Annotated in this window: 23 protein-coding genes; 17 read left to right on the top strand and 6 right to left on the bottom strand. The window is 69.9% G+C overall.

Annotated elements, in window-relative coordinates; genetic code table 11:
* Positions 1 to 519: 519 nt before the first annotated feature.
* Positions 520 to 2,259 carry a hypothetical protein gene (locus ACIHFD_RS42015; RefSeq protein ID WP_397371691.1) on the bottom strand — a complete coding sequence of 580 codons (1,740 nt, stop codon included), beginning with the start codon at positions 2,257 to 2,259 and terminating at the stop codon, positions 520 to 522.
* On the opposite strand from ACIHFD_RS42015, the gene ACIHFD_RS42020 reads away from it, so the two are divergent.
* On the top strand, positions 2,197 to 3,330 hold the full coding sequence (locus ACIHFD_RS42020) for a hypothetical protein (RefSeq protein ID WP_397371692.1): 1,134 nt from the start codon (positions 2,197 to 2,199) through the stop codon (positions 3,328 to 3,330). The genes ACIHFD_RS42015 and ACIHFD_RS42020 overlap by 63 nt on opposite strands.
* A gap of 584 nt (positions 3,331 to 3,914) precedes the next feature.
* Here ACIHFD_RS42020 and ACIHFD_RS42025 read toward each other — a convergent pair.
* Positions 3,915 to 4,850, bottom strand: coding sequence for an MBL fold metallo-hydrolase (locus ACIHFD_RS42025; RefSeq protein ID WP_350739871.1), 936 nt, complete (start codon positions 4,848 to 4,850; stop codon positions 3,915 to 3,917).
* A 110-nt stretch (positions 4,851 to 4,960) separates the two neighbouring features.
* Between ACIHFD_RS42025 and ACIHFD_RS42030 the strand changes: the two genes are divergently transcribed.
* Positions 4,961 to 5,380 (top strand): single-stranded DNA-binding protein, encoded by a 420-nt coding sequence (locus ACIHFD_RS42030; RefSeq protein WP_397371693.1) that lies wholly within the window; start codon positions 4,961 to 4,963, stop codon positions 5,378 to 5,380.
* A gap of 431 nt (positions 5,381 to 5,811) precedes the next feature.
* Here the strand turns inward: ACIHFD_RS42030 and ACIHFD_RS42035 are convergent, their stop codons facing one another.
* Positions 5,812 to 7,572: a DUF1015 family protein gene (locus ACIHFD_RS42035; protein ID WP_397371694.1), complete on the bottom strand. Its 1,761-nt coding sequence runs from the start codon at positions 7,570 to 7,572 to the stop codon at positions 5,812 to 5,814.
* Between the two features lie 120 nt (positions 7,573 to 7,692).
* Between ACIHFD_RS42035 and ACIHFD_RS42040 the strand changes: the two genes are divergently transcribed.
* Together ACIHFD_RS42040 and ACIHFD_RS42045 are read left to right on the top strand one after the other, a co-directional pair.
* Positions 7,693 to 8,115 carry a tetratricopeptide repeat protein gene (locus ACIHFD_RS42040; protein ID WP_350739880.1) on the top strand — a complete coding sequence of 141 codons (423 nt, stop codon included), beginning with the start codon at positions 7,693 to 7,695 and terminating at the stop codon, positions 8,113 to 8,115.
* Positions 8,116 to 8,904: 789 nt separating this feature from the next.
* Positions 8,905 to 9,876, top strand: a complete 972-nt coding sequence (locus ACIHFD_RS42045; protein ID WP_355200585.1) for an HAD-IIA family hydrolase — start codon at positions 8,905 to 8,907, stop codon at positions 9,874 to 9,876.
* 880 nt (positions 9,877 to 10,756) lie between these two features.
* On the opposite strand, the gene ACIHFD_RS42050 is transcribed toward ACIHFD_RS42045, so the two are convergent.
* Positions 10,757 to 11,104 carry an SCP2 sterol-binding domain-containing protein gene (locus tag ACIHFD_RS42050; RefSeq protein WP_397371695.1) on the bottom strand — a complete coding sequence of 116 codons (348 nt, stop codon included), beginning with the start codon at positions 11,102 to 11,104 and terminating at the stop codon, positions 10,757 to 10,759.
* Between the two features lie 128 nt (positions 11,105 to 11,232).
* Here ACIHFD_RS42050 and ACIHFD_RS42055 point away from each other — a divergent pair, with 128 nt between their 5' ends.
* The 13 genes from ACIHFD_RS42055 (at position 11,233) to ACIHFD_RS42115 (ending at position 23,964) form a co-directional block, all read left to right on the top strand.
* A complete protein-coding gene (locus ACIHFD_RS42055) occupies positions 11,233 to 11,394 on the top strand; it encodes a hypothetical protein (RefSeq protein ID WP_397371696.1) in 162 nt (53 codons plus the stop codon).
* Positions 11,391 to 12,203, top strand: coding sequence for a TlyA family RNA methyltransferase (locus ACIHFD_RS42060; RefSeq protein ID WP_350739891.1), 813 nt, complete (start codon positions 11,391 to 11,393; stop codon positions 12,201 to 12,203). Before ACIHFD_RS42055 ends, ACIHFD_RS42060 begins: the two co-directional genes overlap by 4 nt.
* Positions 12,200 to 13,099 (top strand): NAD kinase, encoded by a 900-nt coding sequence (locus tag ACIHFD_RS42065; protein WP_397371697.1) that lies wholly within the window; start codon positions 12,200 to 12,202, stop codon positions 13,097 to 13,099. The genes ACIHFD_RS42060 and ACIHFD_RS42065 overlap by 4 nt, the downstream gene beginning before the upstream one ends.
* 105 nt (positions 13,100 to 13,204) lie before the next feature.
* Entirely contained in the window at positions 13,205 to 14,914 is a 1,710-nt protein-coding gene (gene recN / locus ACIHFD_RS42070) for a DNA repair protein RecN (RefSeq protein ID WP_350739897.1), read from the top strand.
* 73 nt (positions 14,915 to 14,987) lie between these two features.
* On the top strand, positions 14,988 to 16,184 hold the full coding sequence (gene steA, locus ACIHFD_RS42075; protein ID WP_397371698.1) for a putative cytokinetic ring protein SteA: 1,197 nt from the start codon (positions 14,988 to 14,990) through the stop codon (positions 16,182 to 16,184).
* Positions 16,181 to 17,158: a copper transporter gene (locus ACIHFD_RS42080; protein WP_397371699.1), complete on the top strand. Its 978-nt coding sequence runs from the start codon at positions 16,181 to 16,183 to the stop codon at positions 17,156 to 17,158. The genes steA and ACIHFD_RS42080 overlap by 4 nt, the downstream gene beginning before the upstream one ends.
* 1 nt (position 17,159) lies before the next feature.
* Positions 17,160 to 18,023, top strand: a complete 864-nt coding sequence (locus ACIHFD_RS42085; protein ID WP_397371700.1) for a hypothetical protein — start codon at positions 17,160 to 17,162, stop codon at positions 18,021 to 18,023.
* Positions 18,024 to 18,096: 73 nt separating this feature from the next.
* Positions 18,097 to 19,710, top strand: a complete 1,614-nt coding sequence (gene murJ, locus ACIHFD_RS42090) for a murein biosynthesis integral membrane protein MurJ (protein WP_397371701.1) — start codon at positions 18,097 to 18,099, stop codon at positions 19,708 to 19,710.
* 139 nt (positions 19,711 to 19,849) lie between these two features.
* Complete coding sequence (locus tag ACIHFD_RS42095; RefSeq protein WP_397371702.1) at positions 19,850 to 20,929, top strand: glycosyltransferase family 4 protein; 1,080 nt, start codon at positions 19,850 to 19,852, stop codon at positions 20,927 to 20,929.
* Positions 20,930 to 21,106: 177 nt separating this feature from the next.
* Positions 21,107 to 22,090, top strand: a complete 984-nt coding sequence (locus tag ACIHFD_RS42100; RefSeq protein WP_397371703.1) for a TerC family protein — start codon at positions 21,107 to 21,109, stop codon at positions 22,088 to 22,090.
* 108 nt (positions 22,091 to 22,198) lie between these two features.
* A complete protein-coding gene (locus ACIHFD_RS42105; protein ID WP_350739914.1) occupies positions 22,199 to 22,840 on the top strand; it encodes a phosphatidylserine decarboxylase in 642 nt (213 codons plus the stop codon).
* Positions 22,827 to 23,651 carry a CDP-diacylglycerol--serine O-phosphatidyltransferase gene (pssA, locus tag ACIHFD_RS42110; protein ID WP_350739917.1) on the top strand — a complete coding sequence of 275 codons (825 nt, stop codon included), beginning with the start codon at positions 22,827 to 22,829 and terminating at the stop codon, positions 23,649 to 23,651. Before ACIHFD_RS42105 ends, pssA begins: the two co-directional genes overlap by 14 nt.
* 37 nt (positions 23,652 to 23,688) lie before the next feature.
* Positions 23,689 to 23,964 (top strand): hypothetical protein, encoded by a 276-nt coding sequence (locus tag ACIHFD_RS42115; protein WP_350739919.1) that lies wholly within the window; start codon positions 23,689 to 23,691, stop codon positions 23,962 to 23,964.
* 262 nt (positions 23,965 to 24,226) lie between these two features.
* On the opposite strand, the gene ACIHFD_RS42120 is transcribed toward ACIHFD_RS42115, so the two are convergent.
* Both ACIHFD_RS42120 and ACIHFD_RS42125 read right to left on the bottom strand, forming a co-directional pair.
* A complete protein-coding gene (locus ACIHFD_RS42120; RefSeq protein WP_350739922.1) occupies positions 24,227 to 24,883 on the bottom strand; it encodes an MBL fold metallo-hydrolase in 657 nt (218 codons plus the stop codon).
* On the bottom strand, positions 24,880 to 25,674 hold the full coding sequence (locus tag ACIHFD_RS42125; RefSeq protein WP_397371704.1) for a maleylpyruvate isomerase family mycothiol-dependent enzyme: 795 nt from the start codon (positions 25,672 to 25,674) through the stop codon (positions 24,880 to 24,882). Before ACIHFD_RS42125 ends, ACIHFD_RS42120 begins: the two co-directional genes overlap by 4 nt.
* Positions 25,675 to 25,689 lie beyond the last annotated feature (15 nt).

Here is a 25,689-nt window from a genome sequence, read left to right on the forward strand (position 1 = left end):
TACTGCACTCGGGAGGGTGTGGGAGAGTAGGTCGCCGCCGGACAATCTTTGAGGGGGTTCGACGCCTTGGGCGTCGGACCCCCTTTTTTTTGTGTGCTGTGCCGGCTGTGATGAGAGCTGTGAGGCGTTCCCTCGCGCGGCCGGCTGCCCGCCCTTCCACTCACTGGCCAGATCGGCGTCCGAGGCCACATTTCTGTAGCTGTGACGTTCCGCTAACGGCACAGCTGTGCGCAGTTCCGCAATTCGAGCGCCTTCGTTAACGACGACGGGCGTTGACCCCCCGATGGCAGAGTGGCAACTTCGGCCGAATCCCGTTCGCGGATCAAGATTTTCCGCGAGGCGTGGTGACGGTGCGAACGCTCTCGCTGACCGTGCGTTTCTGGTCGCGCCGATATATGGCTTGCGTCCGGGCTCATGGACGTACTGGGGCTTGCTAGGCTGGAAGGAACCGGGCCACCCCACGGGTGGCCTTCGTCGCGTAAGGCCCGAGAGGCGGCGACCAGCCACGGTGGACCGTCGTTATGAGTCCGCTGAGTGAGCCAACGAAATGGACCAGAAGTGAACAGTGATAACGGATCGGACGGCGGACAGCGCGGGCGCGGCGACTATGGGGACAGGCGCTCCAGCGGAGGCGGCAGGAGCGGCGGGTACGGTTCTCGTGGGCGAGACTCCGGCGGCGACCGTCCGTTCCGTTCCGACGACAGGTCGCGCTCCTACGGTCGTGGAGACAGGACGCCGCGGCGCGACGACGGATACAGAGATGATCGCGGCCCGCGTCGTGAGGGTGACGAGCGTCGTTCGTTCGGGGACCGGGATGACCGTGGGCCTCGTCGTGAGGGCGGGTTCGGCGAGCGGCGCGAGGGCAGGTACGGGGACCGTCGTGAGGGCGGCTTCCGTGAGGACCGTGGCCCGCGCCGCGAAGGTGGCTTCGGCGAGCGCCGGTACGGCGACCGCCGTGAGGGCGGGTCTCGTGACGATCGGGGTCCGCGCCGCGAAGGTGGCTTCCGCGATGATCGGGGTCCGCGTCGTGAGGGCGGGTTCCGTGACGATCGGGGTCCGCGTCGCGAGGGCGGGTTCCGTGACGATCGTGGCCCGCGTCGTGAGGGCGGGTTCCGTGACGATCGGGGTCCGCGTCGCGAGGGCGGGTTCCGTGACGATCGTGGCCCGCGTCGCGAAGGCGGGTTCCGTGAGGACCGTGGCCCGCGTCGTGAGGGCGGCTTCGGCGACAGCCGTGGCCCTCGACGTGAGGGTGATGATCGCGGACCCCGGGGTGACGATCGTCGTACCTACCGGGATCGCGACGATCGCGGCCCCCGTCGTGAGGGTGACGAGCGTCGTCCGTTCCGGGATCGGGATGATCGCGGTCCTCGTCGTGAGGGCGGGTTCGGCGAGCGGCGCGAGGGCAGGTACGGGGACCGTCGTGAGGGCGGCTTCCGTGAGGACCGTGGCCCGCGCCGCGAGGGCGGCTTCGGCGACCGCCGTGAGGGCGGGTCTCGTGACGATCGGGGTCCGCGCCGCGAAGGTGGCTTCCGCGATGATCGGGGTCCGCGTCGTGAGGGCGGGTTCCGTGACGATCGGGGTCCGCGTCGCGAAGGCGGGTTCCGTGACGACCGTGGCCCGCGTCGCGAAGGCGGGTTCCGTGACGATCGGGGCCCGCGTCGTGAGGGCGGGTTCCGCGACGACCGAGGACCGGGTCGTGAGGGTGAGGAGCGTCGTTCGTTCCGGGATCGGGATGATCGCGGCCCCCGTCGCGAGGGCGGCTACGGTGACCGGCGTGAGAGTGGAGGCGGCCCCCGGCGCGAAGGCTCGCGTCCGTTCTCGAGGGACGACCGTGCCCCCCGCAGGGAAGGCGGCTACGGCGACCGCCGCGAGGGCGGGTTCCGGGAGGATCGGGGTCCGCGCCGTGAAGGCGGATTCGGTGGCAGGCGCGAGGGCGACCGCGGCCCGCGTGGCGGCGGCGACCGTCGCGAAGGTGGCTTCGGTCCCCGCCGGGACTCGCGGCCGTTCTCGCGGGACGACCGCGGCGAGCGCCCCGACTCCTCGGGCACCCGCGCCAGGTACGGCAGGTCCGACCGCGACGCCGAGGCCCCGCAGCGCGAGAAGCTGCCCGAGGTCGCGCCCGACATCACCGCGGACGAGCTCGACAAGGAAGTCCGCGAGGAGCTGCGCTCCCTGCCCGGCGACCTCGCCGAGCTGGTGGGCCGGCACCTCGTCGCCGCCGAACGGGCGCTCGAGGACGACGACCCCGACCGGGCGCACGAGCACACGAAGGTGGCACGCAGGTTCGCGGCCAGGATCGGTGTCGTACGGGAGGCCGCGGGCATCGTCGCCTACCGCGCGGGACACTTCTCCGAAGCGCTGAGCGATCTGCGCGCGGCCAGGAGGATGACGGGCTCTGACGCGTACCTGCCGGTCATGGCCGACTGCGAGCGCGGTCTCGGTCGTCCGGAGCGGGCGCTTGACCTCGTACGTTCGCCAGAGGCCGAACGCCTCGACCGCGCCGGACGCATCGAGCTGACCATCGTCGAGTCCGGCGCCCGCCGCGACCTGGGCCAGCACGACGCCGCCGTGATCACCCTGCAGCGCCTCCCCGAGCTGCGTGACCCGCAGCCCAGGCCGTGGTCGGCGCGGCTGGCGTTCGCGTATGCGGACGCTCTGGCCGAGGCCGGGCACCAGGAGGCGGCTACGGACTGGTTCGGGCGGGCGATGGCGTTCGACGAGGACGGGGAGACGGAAGCGGCCGAACGTTACGCCGAGCTGACCGGGTCCGTCATCGAAGACGTCGAGGAGGAGTTCGACTACGAGGACGACTTCGACGACGCCGGCGCGGCCGAGGCAGCTGAGGCGGCCGAGGACGTGGATGACGCCACGGCCCTGGCCGAAGCGGGCGACCTCTTGGCCTCCCCGGGGAGCGTCTCGGACGAGGCGTCCGCCGACGTAGTCGATGAGGAGTCCCCGGAAACGGCCCCGGCCGAGGAGGAGCCGCGGGAAGCGGCGCCGGCCGACGTCCTGGAAGAGCAGCCGGCGGACGTTCTGGACGAGGAGCCGCAGGCGGCGGCCTCGGCAGACGTACGGGATGGGGAGTCGCGAGAAGCTGCCCCCGCGGATGCATCGGATCGTGGGCAGGAGGCTGCCCCGGCCGACGCGCCCGAGCAGTCCGGTCCCGCCGACGCTGCCGAGGAGCAGACTGAGCGGCCTGCTCAGGAGGCCCCGAAGCAGGCCGAGGCGCCGAGCATCACGCCGGCGTTCATCGAGCCCAACTTCGGAGACACGCTCAACGACGAGTCCGACGAGCCTGCCTCGGACGTCAAGCGCAAGTCCGACGACTGACGCCACGTCCCCGCCGTACCCGGACCGATACCGTCGCCATCCGACGGTCAAGCCGGTCCGGTACGGCGGGGACGGGTGGGCGACCGCTCACGGTCTCATTCGATGACGAACGCCCGCCCATCCGCCCCGCCGGTGGATTCTGTACGGCATGAGCGTGAGAATCCCCCGCGCGATTGATGGCGAGGAACTCGGCTCCTCGTACGGTGCCGAGGAACCCAGCTCACGTCCATCGGCCCTGAAATCCCACACGCATCTGACCGCGTGAAGTTCCCGTCTTCATGCGAGAAACCCCGCTGGCCTTCGACCGCGAGAAATCCTGCAAAGCGTTGATCCGCGAGAAGCCCAGTACACGCGTGACCCAGGGGAATCTGACGTCGACGACGTCGGCGCACGTGCAACGGCACGACGCCCCCTGACCCGTATGACGCCAAGAACCGCCACACACGGGAGCACGACGCCCCCTGACACACGCATGACCCCCTCACGCACGGCTTCTGCGGCGAGATTCATTGGCCAGGCGAGGAAAGCGGATACCGGCCAGGCGACGACGGGGACATCCGCCCGCCCCCTCCCACAATGCGCGACTACGGTGAGACGCGGTTGAGCCAGTGGAGGATCCCCGCCACGTTTGACGGAGCACCACTCAACAGCTCGAGTTGCTCAGCCGCCCCATCCTCCCCGCCAGCAGCCTCCAACGCCCGATAGCGATCCTTGGTGCGATCCCTGACCATGGCGACGGCGTGGTCCAGATCCATCCCCTCAGCATGAGCCCGCCGAGTGAGATCAACCCAGATGCGAAGCTCCTCCGCAGACCGCTCCAAAGTCTCCTGTACGGCATCGACCGGCCCATAGTGGCTGAACAGCAGCCGTTGCGGCCCAAGCGCCTCGAACAACGCGATCGAATCGAGCGCCGTCTCCAGGTCGAAGTCCGGCGGCGGCGTCGCGGGACGGAGATCGCCTGTTTCGGGGAGGTAGACGCCGGCCGCGTCGCCGACGTACAGGTCTCCGGTGGCGGAGTCGATCAGTCCCACGTGGTGTTTCGCGTGCCCAGGGGAGTAGTGGCTGTTCAGCGTGCGTCCGTTGCCCAGGTCGACGGCTCCGGTGTCGCCGAGGGCCACGATGCGTTCGGCCTCGGTGGGCGACAGTTCACCAAATAGTGTGTCGAGCTTGTCACCCCACACCATCCGTGCACTGGCCATCAACCGTGACGGGTCAGCCAGATGGCGGGCACCCTTCTCGTGTACGACGACCTGCGCGGACGGGAAGAACTTGGCGATGTCGCCCACGCCACCGGCGTGATCCAGATGAATGTGCGTCACCACGACGGTGGCCAGGTCCTCCGGGCCGACACCGAGCGAGGCCAGCGCATCGCGCACCACAGGGGCCGAGGTCGAGGTGCCCGTCTCCACGAGGCACGGCCGATCCCCCAAAATCAGATAGCCGGCCGTGATACCCGTGTATCCAGCCATTTTGGTGTCGATCTCATAGACGTCGCCACCCAACGCGGTGATGTTTTCCACAGGAACTCCCGAGCCTCCAGCAGCTGTCCCCAGAACGGCATTCCAGCCGATCCGGCCTCCTCCTCATCGTAGATAGTGATCTCCACCAGAGCACCGATAGGAGGACGACAGTGGACCGAAACGAAGTCCTGCTGGTAGGCCGGCTGTCGGCGGGGGTCGAGGAGCACTCCTTGCCCAGCGGCGACACCGTGGCGAAGTGGCGCATCATCGTGCGCCGCCGCCGCAACCGACGCGGAGCCGCCCTGACCGACAGCATCCCGTGCGTCACCTTCGACCCGGAGACGGCGGCCACAGTCCGCGGCCTCAATCCCCGCGACTACATGGAGGTGACCGGATCCTTCCGCTGCCGCGTCTTCGGCCCGTCCGCGGCCAAGATCTGGCGGTACGAGGTGGAGGTGAGCTCCGCCAGACCGTACGAAGCCGACGTTCCCCTCCCCAGCGACCTTCCGGACGGCCCCACCCACAGCTCTCACGGAAGCCTCGCCGCCCTGATCCCCCGCCAAGTGGTCTACCTCGCCCCAGCAAGCTGACCCACCGGTTGTGGAGTGTTGGCGTGCGCGGAGAGCGCTGGGGCCTCGCCCGGTCGTGGACAGCGCCCTCTCGTGGGGTGGTGGGTCGGCCGGTCGAGGGCGTGGATTTCCTCGGCCGTCCGTCGACCGAGAGCACATAACCGGCCGCCGCGGTCAGCGGTAGTGCTCGCGGTCATCACGTGGAGTCGCTCGGCCAGGCAGCGCTCGCTGGCGGGTGGCTGGGCCGGCCATTCGATCGGGGCTGTCCGCGGCTGGGCGGTCGTGCTGGGTGTTGCACCGTTCCGTGAGTCCCGCAGCCCACGGGTGGTTCTCGCAGGAGCCGCCGTGCAGCGCTTTATGGACGGCGGGGACGTCCGTACGATCGCCGCGCAGACGGCGGACGTCGGCGATCGTGAAGAATCCTGCGCCGCGATTGAGGGGAGACGGCTGCGTCAGTCGATGGCGAACGTACGGAGGACCAGGCCGGTCCTGGGCTTCGGACCGAAGGAGGTGGACTTGCGGGGGACTCGTTCGCCGCCCGCAGCGACGGCCAGTACGTCGTCAACCGCGAGCGGCTTGAGGAGTACCGCGGTGCCGCCGGTGCGGATGGCCAGTCGCACCGCGGCGTCCGTGTCGTGGTGGACGATGCGTACGGCCTGCTCGTCATCGCGCATGCCCCACACCTTGGGCAGGACGAACTCCGTGAGGACGGAGGTGTTGAGGGAGTTCCAGCGCTCGGAGTGGTCGGGCGGCATGGCGCGGGCGAGCTGCACCGGGTCGGGGTTGGTGAGCAGGTGCGTGCCACCCTCCCCGCCGAGCAGGAAGGCCGGCTCTTGAGCCTCCTCCAGGGCGGCCAGGCCCTGCGCCAAGTCGTCGAAGTCGTGAACGCGCCACGCGCCTCGGGCCTTGGCGACCGCCTCGGCGAGGGGGAGCCCGGGGATCACGCGGTGGATGGCCTGCAGATTGGGCGGGTACGCGGTGGAGTCGACGAGCAGGGCCAGCCCGAAGTCCCACGGCCCGACCACGGGTTCTGGTGTCGAGCGGCCGCCGCCTGAGGGCACGGATCCGGCCTTGCCGGCGACACCATCGGTCCCGGAGACCTGGGAGGCCTGGGGGATGTCAGGGATCGACGGCTTCCCATCCAGGTCGATGTTCCCGCTGGGGGAAGACGTCTGTGATTCCGAAGGGATGGCGGGATGAGGTGGTTGAGCCGCTGGTTCGACGTCAGAGGAAGACGACGGGGCCTCAGACGTGGCGTCGGGTCGAGCTTCTGACGTGGCGGTGTGCAGCGGTGGCGGCGTCTGTGGGATGTCGGGTGGTTCCGGTCTCGTGGTGGTGGTGAGCGGCTGCTCGGGCTGGGCCGAGCGGTGGGTGGCGTGCTCCTGGCGTTGGAGGACGCGGTACGTCGCGTACCGGTGGTGGCCGTCTGCGATCAGGGCTTGGCGGTCGTGGAGATCGGCGTTTATCGCGTTGATCTCGGATACGTCCGTGATGGCCCACAGGCGGTGCGTGAGGCCATCCTCGGTGTGGGCGGACACGAGGGGGCGCCGTTCCGAGGCCACCTCGTCCACCAGGCGAGTGGCCGTGCCGTTGTCGCCGTTGTAGAGGAGGAAGATGGGTTCGAGGTTGGCCTGCGTGGTGCTCATGAGGGCGAGCCGGTCGGTGATGGGGCCCGGCATGACGTCCTCGTGGGGGAGGATGATGCGCTGCCCAGGATCGGCCAGGCCCACGTCGCCGATCAAGCCGCGTTGCAGCACGTTCGGCCCGCTCTGCTCGTACACGTAGAGCGCTGGAACGTCGTCCGGCACCAGGACACCCGTGTCCAGCCAGGCCCTCAGCGTGTCCCGCGCCTTGGCATAGCGGGTTTCAAGCCCGGCGTCGGACGGTGTGGGAGGAACGGACGCCTGCTGCTGCGTGGTGGTCGGCTCGCCGTCAGCCGACGGGCGGTGGGGCGCGGTGCTGGGTGTTTGGTTTGGTTCCTGTTGCCGATGGGGGGCTGGTGGTTTGACGGAGGAATCGCCTCGGGGGGAGCGGGGAAGGATGAGTCGGACGACGTTGTTCGGATGGGAGTCCAGGAGGGCGTCCACGTCGGCGTCGGAGATCAGGTCGTATGGCGGGGAGGTCACCTTGGCGGGATCTTCGACGGCGAAACGTACCCCTCGGAAGGGTCGCAGCACCAGCCCGTCCGGCATCGGCAGTTCAGGAGTCCCCATACCGGGCATGCTCCCATAAATGCTTGTCCCTCCCGGAAGTCGCCCCATGGTTGCAGCCCGTGCCCTTTCCGTAGCAGGGCGAAGCGGGTCCGTCGTTCAGCGATGAAGGAGTCCCCACGCATGGCCCACGATGGAAACGTTCAGAACGAGAACTCAGGTGCTCCCGGGGGCGGTGTTTACGATTGGTATCAGCGTGGGGTGAGATTGCTGAAAGAGGGCAGCCCGGCTGCCGCTGCCGCGTTGCTGGAGCGCGCTGCCGCGGCCGAACCCGCATCGCGGAGCATTCTGGAGGCGTTGGCTCGGGCGCAGTTCAATTCACGGCAGTACGCGGAGGCTGCCGCTAGTTTCCGGCAGATCGTGAATGCTAATCCGGCCGAGGATTATGCCTACTTTGGGTTGGGGCTGTCGCTGTGGCGGACCGGGGATGTGGAGGGGGCCCAGGAGCCTCTGGCCATCGCGGTGGCCATGCGGCCGGATGAGCGCCATTATGTGTCGGCTTTGAAGAGTGTTCGCGCTACCTTGCGAGCTCGTCGCGAAATGTAGTCGGAGGACGTAGGGCGTCGGGTGGGTCGCCCTGGTCTCTTGTGGTCGTCTTCTTTGGCTGTCTTGAGCTATGTGGTTCTGGGTGTGGGATGCGTGTTGAGCGATGCCTTGCGTCGTTCCGGCGAGGGGTTCAGTGCTTGAGTCCGCCTGGTGTGTGAGTGGGCGGTAGGCGGCGTTCTTGTTGTCATCGTGCGGGATCGAGTGGTCGGTAATGGCGTCGCGCTGTTCGGCGGTTGGCGTGGGCCGTGTCCTGTGGCCCGAGCGCGGGCGGGGCGGGGGCGTGAGGTTTGGTATTGAGTGATCTCAGGGCGCACGGGCGCGGGTGAAGATTGCTCCGGTTTGAAAGCTGGGGCTGGTGGGTGTCGGTGCCGCCCGCGCGATTGGCGGTGTGGAGCTCAGGCGTGCAGGGTGCTCTGGTGCCGACAAGGGTGAGGAGACCGGCGATGTAGCCAGGGTGGGTTGTGGAGCCCAGGCGGGCCGTAATGCGTTTGGGGCGCGAGGGAACGGCCGCTGGGTCAGTCGGCTCGACATGGCGACCGTGAATGCGGCGGCGGCTGATGAGGGGCGTTGGTTGGTGTGGGCGTGGGATGTGAAGTTGGGCGCTCTGCGTATGTAGGGGTGGGCGCTTTGCGCATGTAGGGGTGGGTGTCTCTGCGTGTGCGCGTGGTGTGGAGGTGGGTGTCCACGCGCATCGGCGGTGGGCGTGGAAATGGTCGGCCCTTGTGTGGGTGAGGGTTGCGGCGGCGCTAGAGTCGCACGCGGCGTGAGAGTCAAACGGGGAGAGGCACTGTGCTGATCGACGGCTATGACACCCTGCTGCTCGACCTCGACGGTGTGGTCTATCTGGGCAGCCATGCGGTGCCGGGGGCGCCGGCGGCGTTGGAGGAGGCTCAGCGGCGTGGGGTGCGGCTGGCGTACGTCACCAACAACGCCTCTCGTACGCCTGCTGCCATCGCCACTCACCTTCGCGAGCTTGGGGCACCGGCCTCGGCTGACGACGTGGTGACTTCGGCTCAGGCCGCTGCTCGGTTGGTCGCCGAAAGGGTGCCGCCTGGGTCGAACGTGCTCGTCGTCGGAGGGTCCGGGTTGCGGCTGGCCCTACGGGATCGTGGGCTTCGGCCTGTTTCTACCGCCGCCGAGTCACCTGTTGCCGTGGTGCAGGGGATCGCCCCAGGGCTGTCGTATGGGCTGCTGTCGGAAGGGGCGCTGGCGGTGCGGCAGGGGGCGTTGTTCGTGGCCTCCAACGGGGACAGCACGATGCCTACCGGGCGAGGGGAGTTGCCGGGGAACGGGGCGATGGTTCGGGTGATCGCGGCTGCTACCGGGGTTGAGCCGGTTTATGCGGGCAAGCCTGATCCGCCGTTGCATCGGGAGTCCATGATCCGTACGGGGGCGCGGCGGCCGTTGGTTGTGGGGGATCGGCTGGACACCGATATCGAGGGGGCCTCCAACGCGGGGGTCGAGAGCCTGCTGGTGCTGACCGGGGTGGCTACGGCTGTCGATGTGCTGACGGCGGGACCGCGTCATCGGCCCACCTATGTCGGTGCGGATTTGCGTACGTTGCTGGAGTCTTATCCCGAGGTGCGGGATGGGGCTTGCGGGGGGTGGCGGGCCAGGTGGCAGGACGGCGTGCTGCGGCTCGATGGTGACGGGAGCCGAATTGACGGGCTGCGGGCCGCCTGCGACGCGGCGTGGGCCGTGGCTGGGGAGGGGCGGGTCGAGGAGGACGCCGTGAAGCCCGTGCTGGATCGGTTGGGCTGAGGTTCGCGAGGGCTGGGCCACCCTTGAGGGTTCGCCGGTCTCACTGAAGTGTTGCCGGGTAGAGGCAGGTCGGTGAATCTGGCGCAGGGATGTCGGGTGTTGGCGCTGCCTCTCGCTGCCGCCCCTGCTGTCGCCGCTGCCGCTGCTGTGGTTCCCGGACCCGCCGTTGCTGTGGTCGCTGCGGTGATCGCCGTCGCCGCTGCTATGGTCGCCGCCGCTGGACGGGTGGGTGGGCTCGGATGCCCCCGCTGCGTGGTGTCGGGATTGGGGTGACGGCGGTGGGTGTGGGGCTGGTTGGCGTTTGGGGGCGTGTACGGCCTGCGGGGGTTGCGGGCAAAGAGCCGGTGAATCTGCTCAGGGGCTGGTTGGCGTTGGGGGTGTGTGCTGCCTGCTGGGGTTGCGGGCAGGGCGGCGGTGAGTCTGCTCGGGGGCTGGTTGGTGGTGCCTGCCCCGCTGCTGGACGGGCCGGTGTTGGCGACCTGATGTCTCGGCTGCGCGGTGTTGCTGGGGTTGGGGCGCGCGGGGTGAGTTTGGCGGGTTTGGCGTCAGGGGTGGGCCGGCAGCAGGTGGTGCCATCGTGGCGACCATGCCGGTCGCGGTCGTCAGATGGTCTGGCCCGTTCGGAGGGAGAGCAGGCAGACGGAGGGAGGGCGGGCAGGGGGCTCAGGGGCGGTGAGTGGTGAGCCGCCCTTTTGGGGCGGCTGGGGAGGGTTGGGGTGGTGCGCGGGCCCGAGGGGCAGGGCAGCGGGTCAGTTGGGCAGGGTGGCTGGTTCGTTGGTTGGGTTGGCGGGTTCGCTGGGGTAAGCCAATGGGTTCATTGGGGTGGAGTGATGGGCTTGTTGAGGTGGGGTGATGGGTTTGTTGGGTGGGGTGGGTTCCGTTAGAGGAGTCTGCGGAGGCGGAGGAGGTCGCCGAAGCTGGCATCGACCTTCACTCGTCCCCCGAGGAGCGCGCGAGCGAGGTCCAGCTCCCCGTCCACCAGGGCGATCAGGTCGTCGCTCGAGATCGTGAGCTTGACGTCCGCCGGCTTGCCGTCCGATGGTGGACGTTCGGTGAACGGGTCGAGCCCTCCGTGGTGCAGTCGGCCGTAGAAGATCACGTCGAGGTCGGGAACCCGGCAGCTGACCGTCCGCTCGACCACGTGCTTGGCACGATCCTGCTCGTCGATCTCGTCGAACTGGGCGACGAGCTTCACCAGTGCCGCCCGGCACTCCTCGACGCTTGCCATGATGCGCATCCTTTCATTTCCCTTTGCGGACGGTAGCGTTCCACATCAGTAGCACCCCCGTATGAGCTTCAACGCGTGACACGCCTGCCAAGGTCCCGGGCGCTCGCGGGAGGCGTTACGGTCGAGTCATGAGTGAGCTGCCGGAGGAGACCGGCAACGAGCGGGTCGATGCCATCGTGGCCGGTCTGGGCCGCCTTGGCGAGCTGCCGGTGAGTGAGCACGTTCAGGTCTTCGCCGAGGCGTTCTCCGGGCTCGAGTCCACGCTGGCCACCGCAGTGGAAGAGCAGTGAGCCGGCGGATCCGCCTCGACAGCGAGCTGGTACGCCGGGGCCTGGCCAGGTCGCGCGAGCAGGCCGCCCAGCTCATCGAGGCCGGCCGGGTCAGCGTCGGGGGCCAGGCGGCGCGCAAGCCCGCCACCCAGGTCGAGACCGCCTCCGCCATCGTGGTGGCCGAGTCGGAGGACGGGCCCGACTACGTTTCGCGAGGAGCGCACAAACTGCTCGGCGCGCTCGAGGCGTTCGAGAACCTGAGTGTGGAGGGCCGGCGCTGCCTCGACGCGGGCGCCTCCACCGGCGGGTTCACGGACGTGCTGCTGCGCCGCGGCGCCGGCCACGTGCTCGCCGTGGACGTGGGATACGGCCAGCTGGCGTGGTCGCTGCGTACCGATGAGCGGGTGACGGTGATGGAGCGCGTCAATGTACGCGACCTGACCCCCGAGATGGTCGGCGAGCCGCCCACGCTGGTCGTGGGCGACCTGTCGTTCATCTCGCTGCGGCTGGTGCTGCCCGCTCTGGCCTCGGTCGCCGCGCCGCGGGCCGATTTCGTGATGCTGGTCAAACCGCAGTTCGAGGTGGGCAAGGACCTCGTCGGGGCGGGGGGCGTCGTGCGCGATCCCGAGTTGCGCAGGCGTTCGGTGAGCGATGCCGCCGCCAAGGCCCGGGAGCTGGGGCTGACCGTGCGGGGTGTGACCGCCAGCCCCTTGCCGGGACCATCGGGAAATGTCGAATATCTGCTCTGGCTGGGCAAAGGGGAGGGCGAGCCGGCTGTCGCCGACCTCGAAGCCGAGATCCAACGTGCCGTCGCGGAAGGGCCGCAATGAAACGGACCGTGCTGGTCGCCGTACACACCGGGCGTGACGCCGCAGTCGAGAGCGCTCGCCTGGTCATCAACCGGCTGGTGGACGCCGGAATCAACGTGAGGGTGCTCGAGACCGAGTACGCCGAGGTCGGCTGCGGCGGCGTGGAGACGGTGCCCGGAGACCCGGCCGCGGTCAAGGACGCCGAGGTCATGATCGTGCTCGGTGGCGACGGCACGCTGCTGCGTGCGGCCGAGCTGACCAAGCCGGCGGGCACGCCGCTGCTGGGGGTCAATCTCGGACATGTCGGGTTCCTGGCCGAGGCGGAGGTCGCCGACCTGGCTGAGGCGGTCGACAGCGTCGTGGCGGGTCGCTACGACGTCGAGGAGCGCATGACCATCGACGTTCTCGCCAGGCAGAACGGCCGGGTGATCGCCGACACGTGGGCGCTCAACGAGGTGACCGTGGAGAAGCAGGAGCGCATGCTCGAGGTGGTCGCCGAGATCGACGGCCGCCCCCTGTCGCGGTGGGGGTGCGACGGCGTGATCTGCGCCACCCCGACGGGCTCGACGGCCTATGCTTTCTCGGCGGGCGGACCCGTCGTGTGGCCGGAGGTGGAGGCGCTGCTCATGGTGCCCATCAGCGCGCACGCGCTGTTCGCCAGGCCGTTGGTGGTCTCGCCGCGTTCCACGCTGGCCGTCGAGATCCTGCCCGAGACGCCGGGCGGCGTCCTGTGGTGCGACGGGCGGCGCCGCTTCGAGTTGCCGTCGGGCTCGCGGGTCGAGGTGCGCAGAGGCGCCGAGCCCGTACGCCTGGCGCGGCTGCACGGCGTGGAGAACAGCGGCGCGCCGTTCACCGACAGATTGGTCGCCAAGTTCGAGCTTCCTGTTCAGGGCTGGCGCGGAAGGGTGCGACCCTGAGTCAATGGAGGCGGGACCGCGTAGGATCGCCTGGGCACACGTTGGCACACGTGTTCGGAGACGACGCGGGTGACCATCAGACACGGCAGTGAACGGGAGTGGGCAGTGCGACCAAGGGTCGAGGAGGTCCGCATCCAGGGGCTCGGCGTCATCGACGAGGCCGTGCTCGAGCTTTCGCCGGGCTTCAACGTGGTCACCGGCGAGACCGGCGCGGGCAAGACGATGGTCGTGACCGGGCTCGGGCTGCTGTTCGGCGGCCGGGCCGACCCCTCGCGCATCCGTCCGGGGGCCGATCGGGCGCGCGTCGAGGGCACGCTGGTCATCAAGCCGGCCGGGCGCGTCTCCCAGCAGGTCGAGGACATCGGCGGCGAGGTCGAGGACGGCGAGCTGATCATCTCGCGCACCGTCTCGGCCGAGGGCAGATCCAGAGCCTGGCTCGGCGGGCGCACGGTGCCCGTCGGCACCCTGACCTACCTCGCCGACGACCTGGTGGCCGTGCACGGGCAGATGGACCAGCAGCGGCTGCTCCAGCCGGCCAGGCAGCGCGCGGCGCTCGACCGTTATGCCGGAAACGAGCTGGTCAAGCCGCTGCGGGCGTACTCACAGGCGTACAAGCGGCACAAGCAGGTCGGCGCGCTGCTCGAGGAGCTGACCACCAGGGCCAGGGAGCGCACGCAGGAGGCCGACCGGCTGCGGTTCGGTCTGGAGGAGATCGAGAAGGTCGAACCCAAGCCGGGCGAGGACACCGAGCTGCGCGGTGAGGAGGAGCGGCTCTCGCACGCCGACGCGCTGCGCAGCGCCGCCACCACCGCGCACACCGCGCTGCTCGGCGACCCCATGGAGGCGGCGGGAAGCCCCCACGACGTGGTCTCGCTGCTCGGCGAGGCGCGTACGGCCGTGGAGGCCGTACGCGACTTCGACCCCCAGCTCGCCTCCGTGGCCGACCGGCTGGCCGAGGCCGGCTACCTGATCTCCGACGTGGCCACCGACCTGGCGGCCTACGCGGAGTCGATCGAGGCGGATCCGGCGCGGCTGGCGGCGGTGCAGGAGCGCCGCTCCGTGCTGTCCGGGCTGATCAGGAAATACGCGGAGGACAGCGCGGGCGTCCTGGCCTGGGCGCAGCAGGCCGCCACGCGGCTGGCCGAGCTGGAGGGCGACGACGAGCGCATCGAGGAGCTGACCCGCGAGCACGAGGAGCTGACCGCGCGGCTCACCGACCTGGCCGCCGAGCTCACCAGGGTGCGCCAGAGCGCCGCCGAGCGGTTCGGTCAGGCCGTGACCGAGGAGCTGACGGCGCTGGCCATGCCCCATGCCAGGGTCGTGGTGCAGCTCAGCCAGAGCGAGGAGTTCGGCCCCGAGGGCCGCGACGAGGTGGAGCTCCGGATGGCCGCCCATCCCGCCGCGCCGCCGCTGCCGCTCAACAAGGGCGCCTCCGGCGGTGAGCTGAGCCGGGTCATGCTCGCGATCGAGGTGGTGTTCGCGGGGGCGGACCCGGTGCCGACGTTCGTGTTCGACGAGGTGGACGCGGGGGTCGGCGGCAAGGCCGCGGTCGAGATCGGGCGCCGGCTGGCCAGGCTCGCCCGCACCGCGCAGGTGATCGTGGTCACCCACCTGCCGCAGGTCGCCGCGTTCGCCGACCAGCATCTGGTGGTCGAGAAGGCGAGCGACGGCAGCGTCGTGCGCAGCGGCGTGGTCACGCTCGACCACGAGGGCAGGGTACGCGAGCTCTCCCGCATGTTGGCGGGCTTGGAGGACTCCGAATTGGGCAGAGCCCACGCGGAAGAACTCCTGGGGCTGGCCGCGGCAGACAGGTGATCCTGGGTGACATAGCGGACACGCCGCGTCATGCGTGGCCTCTGCGCTGTTTCGCTCTGGCAGGATGGTCTTGATGAAGGTTCCGGGAAGCAAGATGCCGGGCCTCCGCGGCCGGAAGGTCGGAGACCTTCCAGGTGTAACGGCAGTGGCGAGAATCGACCGGCGGACCAAGAGGCTGACAAAGCGCCTCCAGCCCGGGGAAATTGCGATTATCGACCACGTTGACGTTGACCGGGTCAGCGCGGAGGCGCTCGTCGCATGCGGTGCCGCGGCGGTGGTGAACGTCGCCTGCGGCATCAGCGGCCGCTACCCCAACCTGGGGCCCCAGATTCTGCTCGAAGCGGGCGTGCCGTTCGTCGACAACGTCAATCAGGAGCTGTTCGAACGCGTCAAGGACGGCGACGTCGTACGCGTCAGCGACGGCGTGGTCTACCTCGACGACGACATCGTCGGCAAGGGCAGTGAGCAGACCGTCGAGGCCGTCGAGTCGGCCATGGCGGAGGCCCGCGCCGGGCTCGCCGTGCAGATCGAGGCCTTCGCCGTCAACACCATGGAGTACGTCCGTGGTGAGGGCAAGCTGCTCATCGACGGAGTCGGCGTACCTGAGATCCGCACCCCGATGGAGGGCAGGCATGTCCTCATCGTGGTGCGCGGGTATCACTACAAAGAAGACATCGCCACCCTCCGCCCCTACATCCGCGAATACCGTCCCGTCCTCGTCGGCGTCGACGGCGGGGCCGACGCGCTCATGGACGCCGGCTACCTGCCCGACGTGATCGTGGGAGACTTCGACTCCGTCTCCACCAAGGCCCTGACCTGCGGCGCCGAGCTCGTCGTACACGCCTACCGCGACGGCAGGGCGCCGGGCCTGGAGCGCGTCCACCAGCTCGGCCGCGAGGCGGTGATCTTCCCCGCCACCGGCACCAGCGAGGACATCGCGATGCTCCTGGCCGACGACAAGGGCGCCGAGCTGATCGTGGCCGTCGGCACCCACGGGACGCTGGAGGAGTTCCTCGACAAGGGACGCCCCGGCATGGCCAGCACGTTCCTCACCCGGCTGATCATCGGCAGCAAGCTCATCGACGCCAAGGGCGTGAGCAGGCTCTACCGCAGCCGCATCTCCACCCCGCAGCTGCTCCTGCTCGTGATCACGGCGCTCATCGTGATGAGCGTCGCGCTCTTCCTCTCACCGATCGGCCAGACCTGGCTGAACGGTCTGCAAGATGCCTGGAACGCCTTCATCTTCTGGTTGGTCGGACTCTTCTCGTGATCGATTTTCGCTACCACCTCGTCTCCATCGTCGCGATCTTCCTGGCGCTCGCGGTGGGAATCGTGCTGGGCACCACGCTGCTGCAGGAGCCCGCGGTCAAGTCGGCGCAGGAGGTGGCCGCCCAGCTCACCAAGTCGAAAGAGGAGCTGCGGACGCAGCTCGACGCGCTCCAGGGCCGCGAGGCCGGCAACGACGCGCTCATCACCGCCCTGACGCCGGACCTGGTGACGGGTGACCTGACGGGCCAGCGGGTGCTCCTCGTCGAGACGCCCGGCTCCAGCACCACCGTTCGCGAGGCCGCGCAGCAGGTGCTCACGCAGGCGGGCGCGGAGATCTCCGGGCGGGCCTCGCTGACGGAGAAGTTCTTCGACCCCAAGGGCGTCGGCGTGCTGGACGGCCTGGTCAACCAGCTCAAGCCGGCCAACATGATCTTCCCGGCCACGGCCACCTCCTGGGACCGGGCCGCCATGCTGCTGTCGGCCGCCTTCGTCACCCCCGACCAGGCACAGGCCAGCACTCCCAACCCGGCCACCGCCGAGGTCGTCAGCTCCTTCGAGACGGGCGGGCTGCTCACCACCGACGGCGACCCGGTCAAGCGGGCCACGCTCGCCGTCATGCTCGCGCCGGAGAAGCCGTACGAGGGCGAGAGCGCCGAGGTCCAGGCGGGCGCGCTCGTCTCCGTGGCCGGCGGGCTCGACCTGGCGGGCAAGGGCACGGTGCTGGCCGGGACCGTCGCGACCCCCGCCGCGCCCGGCGACCCGATCGCCGCCCTGCGCGACGACGGCGAGGTCTCCAAGAGGGTCAGCTCGATCGATACCGCCGACATGCCCGCGGGCCGGGTCGCGATCGTCTACTCTCTCCGGGAGCAGCTCAACGGGCGTGCCGGCCAGTACGGCATCGGCAAGGGCGCCTCGGCGATGCTGCCCACGGTGACGACCGCCACTCCGTCCCCCACCACCCAGTCAGGGAGCTGACATGCCTGCCACCCAGGCCCGTGGCCTCCTCTACGCACTCGCCGGTGCCGCGATCGGCGCCGCGGCCGCCCGCGTCGCGTACGCCGCGTTCACCCGCAACAAGCCGGTCGACCTGAGCGGCCGCTGGACGCGCAAGAACCACCGCGGCGAGCCCATCACGCTGCTCGAAGGCCCCGCGTTCGTGGCCGGTGCGAGCACGGCGGCCGCGCTCGCGCCTGGCCTGCCGGGGCGGTTGCGCCTGGCCGCGCTCGTCGCGGGCGCGGGCAGCGGCGCGCTCGGCGCCTACGACGACCTGTACGGCACCACGTCGTCCAAGGGCTTCAAGGGCCACCTGACCGCGCTCGCCCGGGGCGAGGTCACCAGCGGCGCCGTCAAGATCCTCGGCATCGGCGCCACCGGGCTCGGCGCCGCCGCCCTCGTCTCGCAGGGACCGGTCGACACCCTGGTCAACGGCGCCGCCATCGCCGGCGCCGCCAACCTCGCCAACCTCTTCGACCTGCGCCCCGGCCGGGCCATCAAGGTGGGCCTGCTGACCGGCGGCCCGCTGCTGGCCGCCTCCCTCTTCCGCGACTCGCCCGCCGCCGCGGCGCTGGCCGCCGTGCCGCTGGGGGCCGCCGCGGCGCTGCTGCCGGACGACCTGGGCGAGCGCGCCATGCTCGGTGACGCCGGGGCCAACTCCCTGGGCGCCCTGCTCGGGCTCGCCGCCGTCACCAAGCTGGGCCGTCCGGGACGCTATGTCCTGCTGGGCACCGTGGTGGCGCTGACCGCCGCCGCGGAGAAGGTCAGCTTCACCAAGGTCATCGCCGGCAACCCCGTGCTCAACCGGCTCGACATGCTCGGCCGCCGTCCGGTCGACCCTGTGTGACCGCTCGTTTGTCGGCACGACCTGCCAGGATGTTCTGCGTCGGCGCGATCGGGCGCGGGGCTGGGGAGGCCGGGTGGCAGTGGTGACGGCGCGAGGGGTCGCGGGCGGCGCCATGCTCATCGGGGCCATCACGGTGCTGGCACGCGTCGCCGGGTTCGCCAAGCAGTACGCCTTCGCCCAGACGGTGGGGACCAACTGCCTCTCGACCGCCTACATGACGGCCAACCAGATCCCCAACATCGTGTTCGAGGTGGTCGTCGGCGGGGCCCTGGCCGGGATGGTCGTCCCGGTGCTCGCCGCCCGGGCCTCGGACGACGACCGGGAGACCGGCGAGCGGGTGGGGCGGATCAGCTCGGCGCTGCTGACGTGGGTGGTCGTGGTGCTCGTCCCGCTGGCCGTGCTCACCGCGCTGTTCGCCGGGCCGGTCATCGGGCTGTTCTTCGGCTCCCCGATCAAAGGGTGCGACATGAGCGCGGTGACGGCGGTCGCCACCCGGATGCTGATCGTCTTCGCACCCCAGATCCCGCTTTACGGCGTCGCCGTCGTGCTCTACGGCGTGCTGCAGGCGCACAAGCGCTTCGCCGGGCCCGCGGCCGCGCCCCTCGTGTCCAGCATCGTGGTCATCGTGGCCTACCTGCTGTTCGTGCCGCTCAGCGGTGGCGACAGCAACCCTGAGTCACTGTTGGGCCCGGCCGAACTGGCGCTGTCGCTGGGGACCAGCCTGGGGGTGCTGTCTCTAGTGCTGGCCGTGATCGGGCCCACGGCCCGGCTGGGGTTGAGGTGGCGGCCCACCCTGCGATTCCCCGACGGGGTGGCCGGGCAGGTGCGCCGGCTCGCCTTCGCCGGGATCGCCGCGCTCCTCGCCCAGCAGGCCGCCACGATCATGGTGTTGGTGCTGTCCAATCACGCGATCGGCAACGGCGCCATCGTCGTCTACAACTACGCGTGGGCGATCTACCTGGTGCCGTACGCGGTGCTGGCCGTGCCCATCGCCACCAGCGCGTTTCCCCGGCTGTCCGCGCAGGCCGGCGAGCCGCGGGCGTTCGCCGAGCTGGCGGCGCGCACCACGCGGGCCGTGGTGCTGGTGTCCGGGCTGGCCGCCGGGGTGCTGGCCGCCGCGTCGGGGCCGGGAGCGGTGGTGTTCCTCGGGATCAAGACCGAGGTGGACCCGTCCGAGCTGGCCCACGCCATCGCGCTGTTCGCGCCGGGCCTGGTCGGATACGGGCTGATCGCTCACCTGAGCCGGGTCCTCTACGCGGCCGGCCGCGGCCGGGAGGTCGCCACCGGGACCGTGGCGGCGTGGGTGGTGGCGACGGTTGCTCAGGCGGTCTTCGCGCTGGCACTGCCCGGGGGGTGGAAGATCGGTGGCTTGGCGCTCGGGATGAGCGTCGGCATGAGCGTGGGCGGGGCGCTGCTGCTCGGCTCCGTGGTCCGCGCCCGGGGGAGCGCGGCGGTGGCGGGCCTGCCCCGGGCGGCGGTCGCGGCGGCCGGGGGCGGTTTCCTGGGTTACCTGGCAGGGACCGGTGTGGTGGGGCTGGTCGGGGCGAGCGGCATCTGGCCCAACGTGGGGGCCACCGTCCTGGCCGCCGCCGTCGCGCTGGTGGCGGGGGCCGTGGTCGTGGCCCTGGTCGATCGGGCCGACGCCGATGTCGTGGCCGGGCTGCTGCGCCGGGGCGGACGAGGTTGAGAGCGGGCTGGGCTTAGCGGGCGGGGGTTGAGCAAGCCGGGTTGAGCGGGCCGGGTTGAGCGGGCCGGGTTGAGCGGGGCCGGGTTGAGCGGGCCGCTCCGTGGCCCGGCGGTCGGGAGCGGCGAGGAAGGAGCGGGTTGTGCGGGTGGCTTTCGTGCTGGGCACCACGTCCGGCGGCACCGGGAGGTATGTCCGGATGCTGGTCGAAGGGCTGGTGCGGCGCGGGCATCAGGTGGCCGTCATCGGGCCGCGCAGCGTCGAGGAGCAGTTCTCCTACAGTCGTGCCGGGGCGCGGTTCGCGGCGGTGGCCGTCTCGGACCGGCCGCACCCCGCGAACGACCTGCGCACCGCGCTCGCCATCAGGCGGTTGACCCGGGACGCCGACGTCGTGCACGCCCACGGGCTGCGGGCCGGGGCGCTGGCCGCCCTCGGGAAGCGGGGCGGGCCGCGACTGGTGGTCACCCTGCACAACGCGCTGACCGCCGGAGGGTTCGTCGGGCTCGTCTACGGGGTCCTGGAGCGCATCGTGGCGCGGCGGGCCGATCACGTGCTCGTCGTCTCGCCGGATCTCGGCACGGGCATGGCCCGGCTCGGGGCCCGCGACGTGCGGGCCGCCGTGGTGCCCGCGCCCGGGCTCCGACCGGCGGCACGCACGCCGCGGCAGGTCCGGGACGAGCTGGGCGCGGGCGACCGGCCGGTGCTCCTGACGATCGCCCGGCTGGCCCAGCAGAAGGGGCTCGAGACGCTGCTCGACGTCGCCGCCGGGCCGTGGCCGTCCGAGCAGCCGTTGTTCGTGGTCGCGGGGGACGGGCCGCTGAGCGGGGAGTTGCAGAGCAGGATCCAGGCCGAGAGCCTGCCCGTGGTGCTGCTCGGCAACCGGGACGACGTGCCCGACCTGCTCGGGGCCGCCGTCGTGCTGGTGATGCCGAGCCGGTGGGAGGGCCAGCCGCTGACCCTCCGCGAGGCGCTCATGTCGGGAACACCGGCAATCGCATCCGATGTGGGTGGAATTCCAGAAATTTTGGGGGATGCTGGGATCTTGGTTCCACCCGGGGATGTTGCGGCGCTGCGCCGGGCCGTACAGGCGCTCATAGCTCCCGGAGCTGCGGAAACACTGGCTGCGGCGGCCGCGCGGCGGGGGCTGGAGATGCCCGGGGATGACGACGCCGTCGAGAGCGTGCTGGCCGTTTACGGTGGTCAAGATCCAAAGGATGATTAGGCCGCGCCGAACGGTTCTCATATACTGCCTGGGTTAGGGAGGGGAGTATCCCTTCGCGACAGCCTCGTCATCACGGTGCAGCCCCGCTCCACGGGGCCCCCGGGGCTGCCGGTCCGCGGTTTTCAGCGGGCGGGAGAGACCTCCGGCAATGAGTCGTGCATGCCGGAGGGTCTTGACGTGACTGTACCCGTGTGGGCCTGGATCGCCGTGATCGGCGGTCTCCTTGTCGTCCTCGCCATTGACTTGTGGATAGTCGACCGTGGAGAAGCCCGAGAGTTCTCCATGCGGCAGGCCGGATACTGGGTGACCTTCTATGTCGCCCTCGCCGTTGTGTTCGGAGTGCTCCTGTGGGCCACTGTCGGAGGAGACAAGGCCGGTGAGTTCTTCGCCGGCTACATCACCGAATACAGCTTGAGCGTCGACAACCTCTTCATCTTCTTCATCATCATGAGCAGATTCGCCGTGCCACGCCAATACCAGCACAAGGTGCTGCTCGTGGGCATCCTGCTCGCGCTGGTGATGCGCGGTATCTTCATCGCGCTCGGGGCCGCCGCCCTGGAGCGCTTCAGCTGGCTCTTCTACGTGTTCGGCGCCTTCCTCGTCTACACCGCGATCAACCTCGTCCGCCAGCACCTCAAGGGCGAGGAAGAGGAGTTCAACGAGAACGTCGTGCTGAGGTGGGTGCGCAGGGCCTTCCCCACCACCGACGGGTACGTCGGCTCCAAGGTCACCGTCAAGATCGACGGCCGGCGCATGGTGACCCCGATGCTCATCGTGATGGTCGCGATCGGAAGCACCGACCTGCTCTTCGCGCTCGACTCGATTCCGGCGATCTTCGGGCTCACCAAGGACCCGTTCATCGTCTTCACGGCCAACGCGTTCGCCCTGATGGGATTGCGTCAGCTCTACTTCCTGCTGGGCGGGCTGCTGCAGCGACTGGTCTACATCAGCTATGGTTTGGCGTTCATCCTGGGGTTCATCGGGGTTAAGCTGATATTGGAGGCGTTGCACGCCAGCCATGTCTCCTGGGCGCCCGAAATTCCCATCTGGGTGTCGCTCTCGGTCATCGGCGCCACCATGGTCATCACCACCGTGGCCAGCCTGATCAAGGCCCGCATCGACGCGCGCAAGGGCGAGGAACCGCACCCGGAGCAGGTCTAGCGAAAAGGGCTTCGAGGCGCTTTGCTTGTGTAGTTGTGCCGTGTAATAGTTGCTAGTTCTGTAACATCACGGCAAAGCGCCCAATCCAGTCACCATCAAAGGTTGTACGTGTCAGACGATTCTGCCAAGTCGAGCCGCGTCAGGCTCGCACGCGGGGTCTCCCCGTGGCTCCTCCCGACGGTGGCCGCGGCGGCCGCCACCGCGCTGCTGACGCGCCGAGACCGGCGCTGGGCGCTCGCGGCGGTGCCGCTGAGCGCGCTCACCGGCGGTATGCTCTGGTTCTTCCGCGACCCTGACCGCACTCCCGGCGAGGGACGCGTCCTGTCGCCCGCCGACGGCGTGGTGCAGAGCATCGACCCGTGGCCGGACGGCCGCACGAGGGTCGCGATCTTCATGAGCCCGCTGAACGTACACGTCAATCGGGCCCCTCTTGCGGGAAATGTCACCTCCGTGCAGCATGTGGCAGGTGGGTTTCTGCCGGCGTTCAACAAGGACAGCGACCAGAACGAACGCGTGGTGTGGCATTTCGAGACCACGCTGGGCGACATCGAGATGGTGCAGATCGCGGGCGCGGTGGCGCGCAGGATCGTGCCATACGTGAGCAGCGGTGCGAAGGTGGCGCAGGCCGAGCGGATCGGGCTCATCAGGTTCGGTTCGCGCGTCGACATCTACCTTCCCGAAGGGATCTCTCCCGCGGTGTCCGTGGGTGAGAAGACGGTTGCGGGGGTGACCAGAATTGACCGCGGCTGACGCCGGCAGTTGGCAGGCGGATGAGGAAGAACCTCGTGGTCCCGTCGGCAAGGCGTTCCGCCTGTCCGCCGCGGACTCCCTCTCGCTGGGCAACGCGGTCTGCGGGTTCCTCGCGGTGTGCGTGCTGGCCTACTCCGCGATCCAGCAGCTGACGGTCGCCGGCGGTCATTTCACGCCCGTTCCCAGCTCTTTCGCCACCGCCATCGTGCTGCTGCTCATCGGCGCGACGTGCGACCTGTTCGACGGCCTCGTGGCGCGGCGTTTCCGAGCCTCCGCGATGGGCGCCGAGCTCGACAACCTGGCCGACGTCATCAGCTTCGGGTTCGCGCCCGCGTTCATGGTCGTGATCTGGGGCGGGTTCACCAAAGAGGTGCCGTTCCCGATGGTGGTCGGGGCGGCGGCGGCCGTGCTGGTGGCCGGCGTCGTACGCCTGGCCAGGTTCGCCTGCGTCAAGACCAAGAGCGGCGACTTCATGGGCCTGCCCATCCCCATGGGGGCCATGACCGTGATCTCCATCGTGCTGCTGTTCCAGCCGAGCGTCTGGTCCCTGCTGGCCGTGCTCGCCGTGGCGTGGCTGATGGTCAGCCGGATCGAGTACCCCAAGCCGAAGGGCCAGCTCCTGGCGGGCGTCCTGGGCTGGATCATGGTGAACGTGGCGTTCCTGACCTTCTGGGTGGCCTGGCCCGAGGGCGGCGACATGCCGATCAAGATCGGCGCGAGCATGCAGATCGCGCTCGTGGCGGCGATCCCTCTGCGGGTGCTGGTCTACAAGCGGGAGCAGCGCCGCGAGGCCGAACGTATTAACAACTGACCGGGATTTTTCGTCTTACTTCGGCTTTGATGGAGCCATGTCGGCTACGCCGCGCGAGCACACGCGCACGTACTATCTCGGCAAGCTGGCCACGGAGCTGGAGCAACGCGGGCTGACGGCCACGCTCCGGCCTTACCCGCCCGCGTTGCGGATCAGCGATCCCGACACGGCGCTGCTGGCGGAGACCGTCGACTGCGTGCCGATGTCCGAGGGATGGTTCTATCGGTGGTCGTGGGGCGAGGTCGTCGGCCTGGCCGACGACCCCGCCCTCGCCGCCGACCGCATCCTCCACGTCCTCTCCACCCATCCCTAGGCCCAGCTTTTACGGCTGCGCACGGTGGGCCGCACGCGCCGACGTCTGTGGCCGTCTGTCATGGCCGGTCGTGAAGGCTCACGGGTTGCTCGCCGTGACGACGCGCGTTCTGGGCCGATTCCGTGGTGAGTCTGACCACGACGGCATCGAGAGCGCGGCGCCCTCGCGGAAGAGGCGTTGCTTGCTCTCAGACGGTCGTCCCCAAGTGGCAGGCCGCGCAAGTCCGTCCCAAACAGCGCGGCCCGCCCAAATGGCGCTTAGATCACCAGCCGCGAGACTTCCATTCGGGGAGGGACGGGCGTTCGGTGGCGAGGGTGGTGTCCTTGCCGTGGCCCGGGTAGACCCAGGTCTCGTCGGGGAGGCGGTCGAAGATGCGCTCCACCACGTCGTTGTAGAGCTGGGTGAAGCGCTGCGGGTCCTTCTGGGTGTTGCCGACGCCGCCGGGGAACAGCGAGTCGCCCGTGAACAGGTGGTGTCCCGCCTCGCCGCCGTCGTACAGCAGGGCGATCGAGCCCGGCGTGTGGCCGCGCAGGTGGATGACCTCCAGCGTGACGGCGCCGACGGTGATCGTGTCGCCGTGCTCGACCGTGCGGTCCACCGGCACGGGCAGGGCGGGCGCGTCGAGCGGGTGGGCGATCACCTCGGCGCCGGTGACCTTGGTCAGCTGTTCAAGAGCCTGCCAGTGGTCGCCGTGCTGGTGGGTCGTGACGATCTCTCCGACCGGCCGGTCGGAGATCAGGGCGAGCAGCCGATCGGCGTCGGCGGCCGCGTCGATCAGCAGCCCGTCGCCGGTCTCCGAGCAACGCAGCAGGTACGCGTTGTTGTCGAACGGGCCGACGGCGAGCTTGTAGATCGTGAGCGCGGGCAGCTCGCGCACGTCGGCGGGGCCGCCGACCTGGACGTCACCTGTGTAGGTCATGGGTAGTCCTTCGGGGGTGTCGTGGGCAGATCAGCGGGGGCCGGCATCGTCAGCCACGGCGGCGGCTCCGGAAGGCCCTCGCCCGCGGGCGTGAACGACTGCCCCACTGGCACCAGGGTAACGCCCTCACCCCTCGACCGGCCGGTCAGCCAGGCCAGCATGTCGGCCGGCGCGCCCTCGACCGCGGGGCCGGGGCCGAGGCCGGGCCACCTGGCGGCGATCTCGCCCGACGGGTTCTTGAGCATGATCTCGCTCACCGTGCCGCCGGCGTGCGGCCAGCAGGCGCGGCAGTCGTGGAGTTCGCGCAGGACGAATGGTGCGGGCCAGTCGGCGGGGCCGTACCCGGCGGCCAGGTCCACGTGGTGGAGGCCGATCTCGCGCAGGCGGCGTACCAGGAGGTACCAGGCGGGGTGCTCGGGCGGGCGCATGCCCTCCACCCGGGCCGACCAGCGGTCCTGGGGCAGGTCGCGGACGGCGGCGGCCAGGCGGGCCGCGCCTTCCTCGAGGTCGGCCAGGTGCCGGGCGGCTGGGTAAGTGGAAGCGACCTCGATCGCGGCGGTTCTGGCCTCGTGGGAGGCGTACTGTGGGACTTTGACGCCCGTCTTCGCCCAGGTCAGGAGGTTGAGGTGGGAGTCGGCGTTCTGCGCGACGTGGGCGAGCACGTGTCCTCTGGTCCAGCCGGGCAGGAGGGAGGGCTCGGCGAGGTCGGCGTCGGACAGGGACGCGGCCGTGGCCAGCAGCCGGCCGGTGGCCGAGGCCAGCTCGGCCTGCAGCGCGAGTAGGACGGTCATGTCTGGATATTTCAT

It is taken from the genome of Nonomuraea sp. NPDC051941, assembly GCF_044593615.1.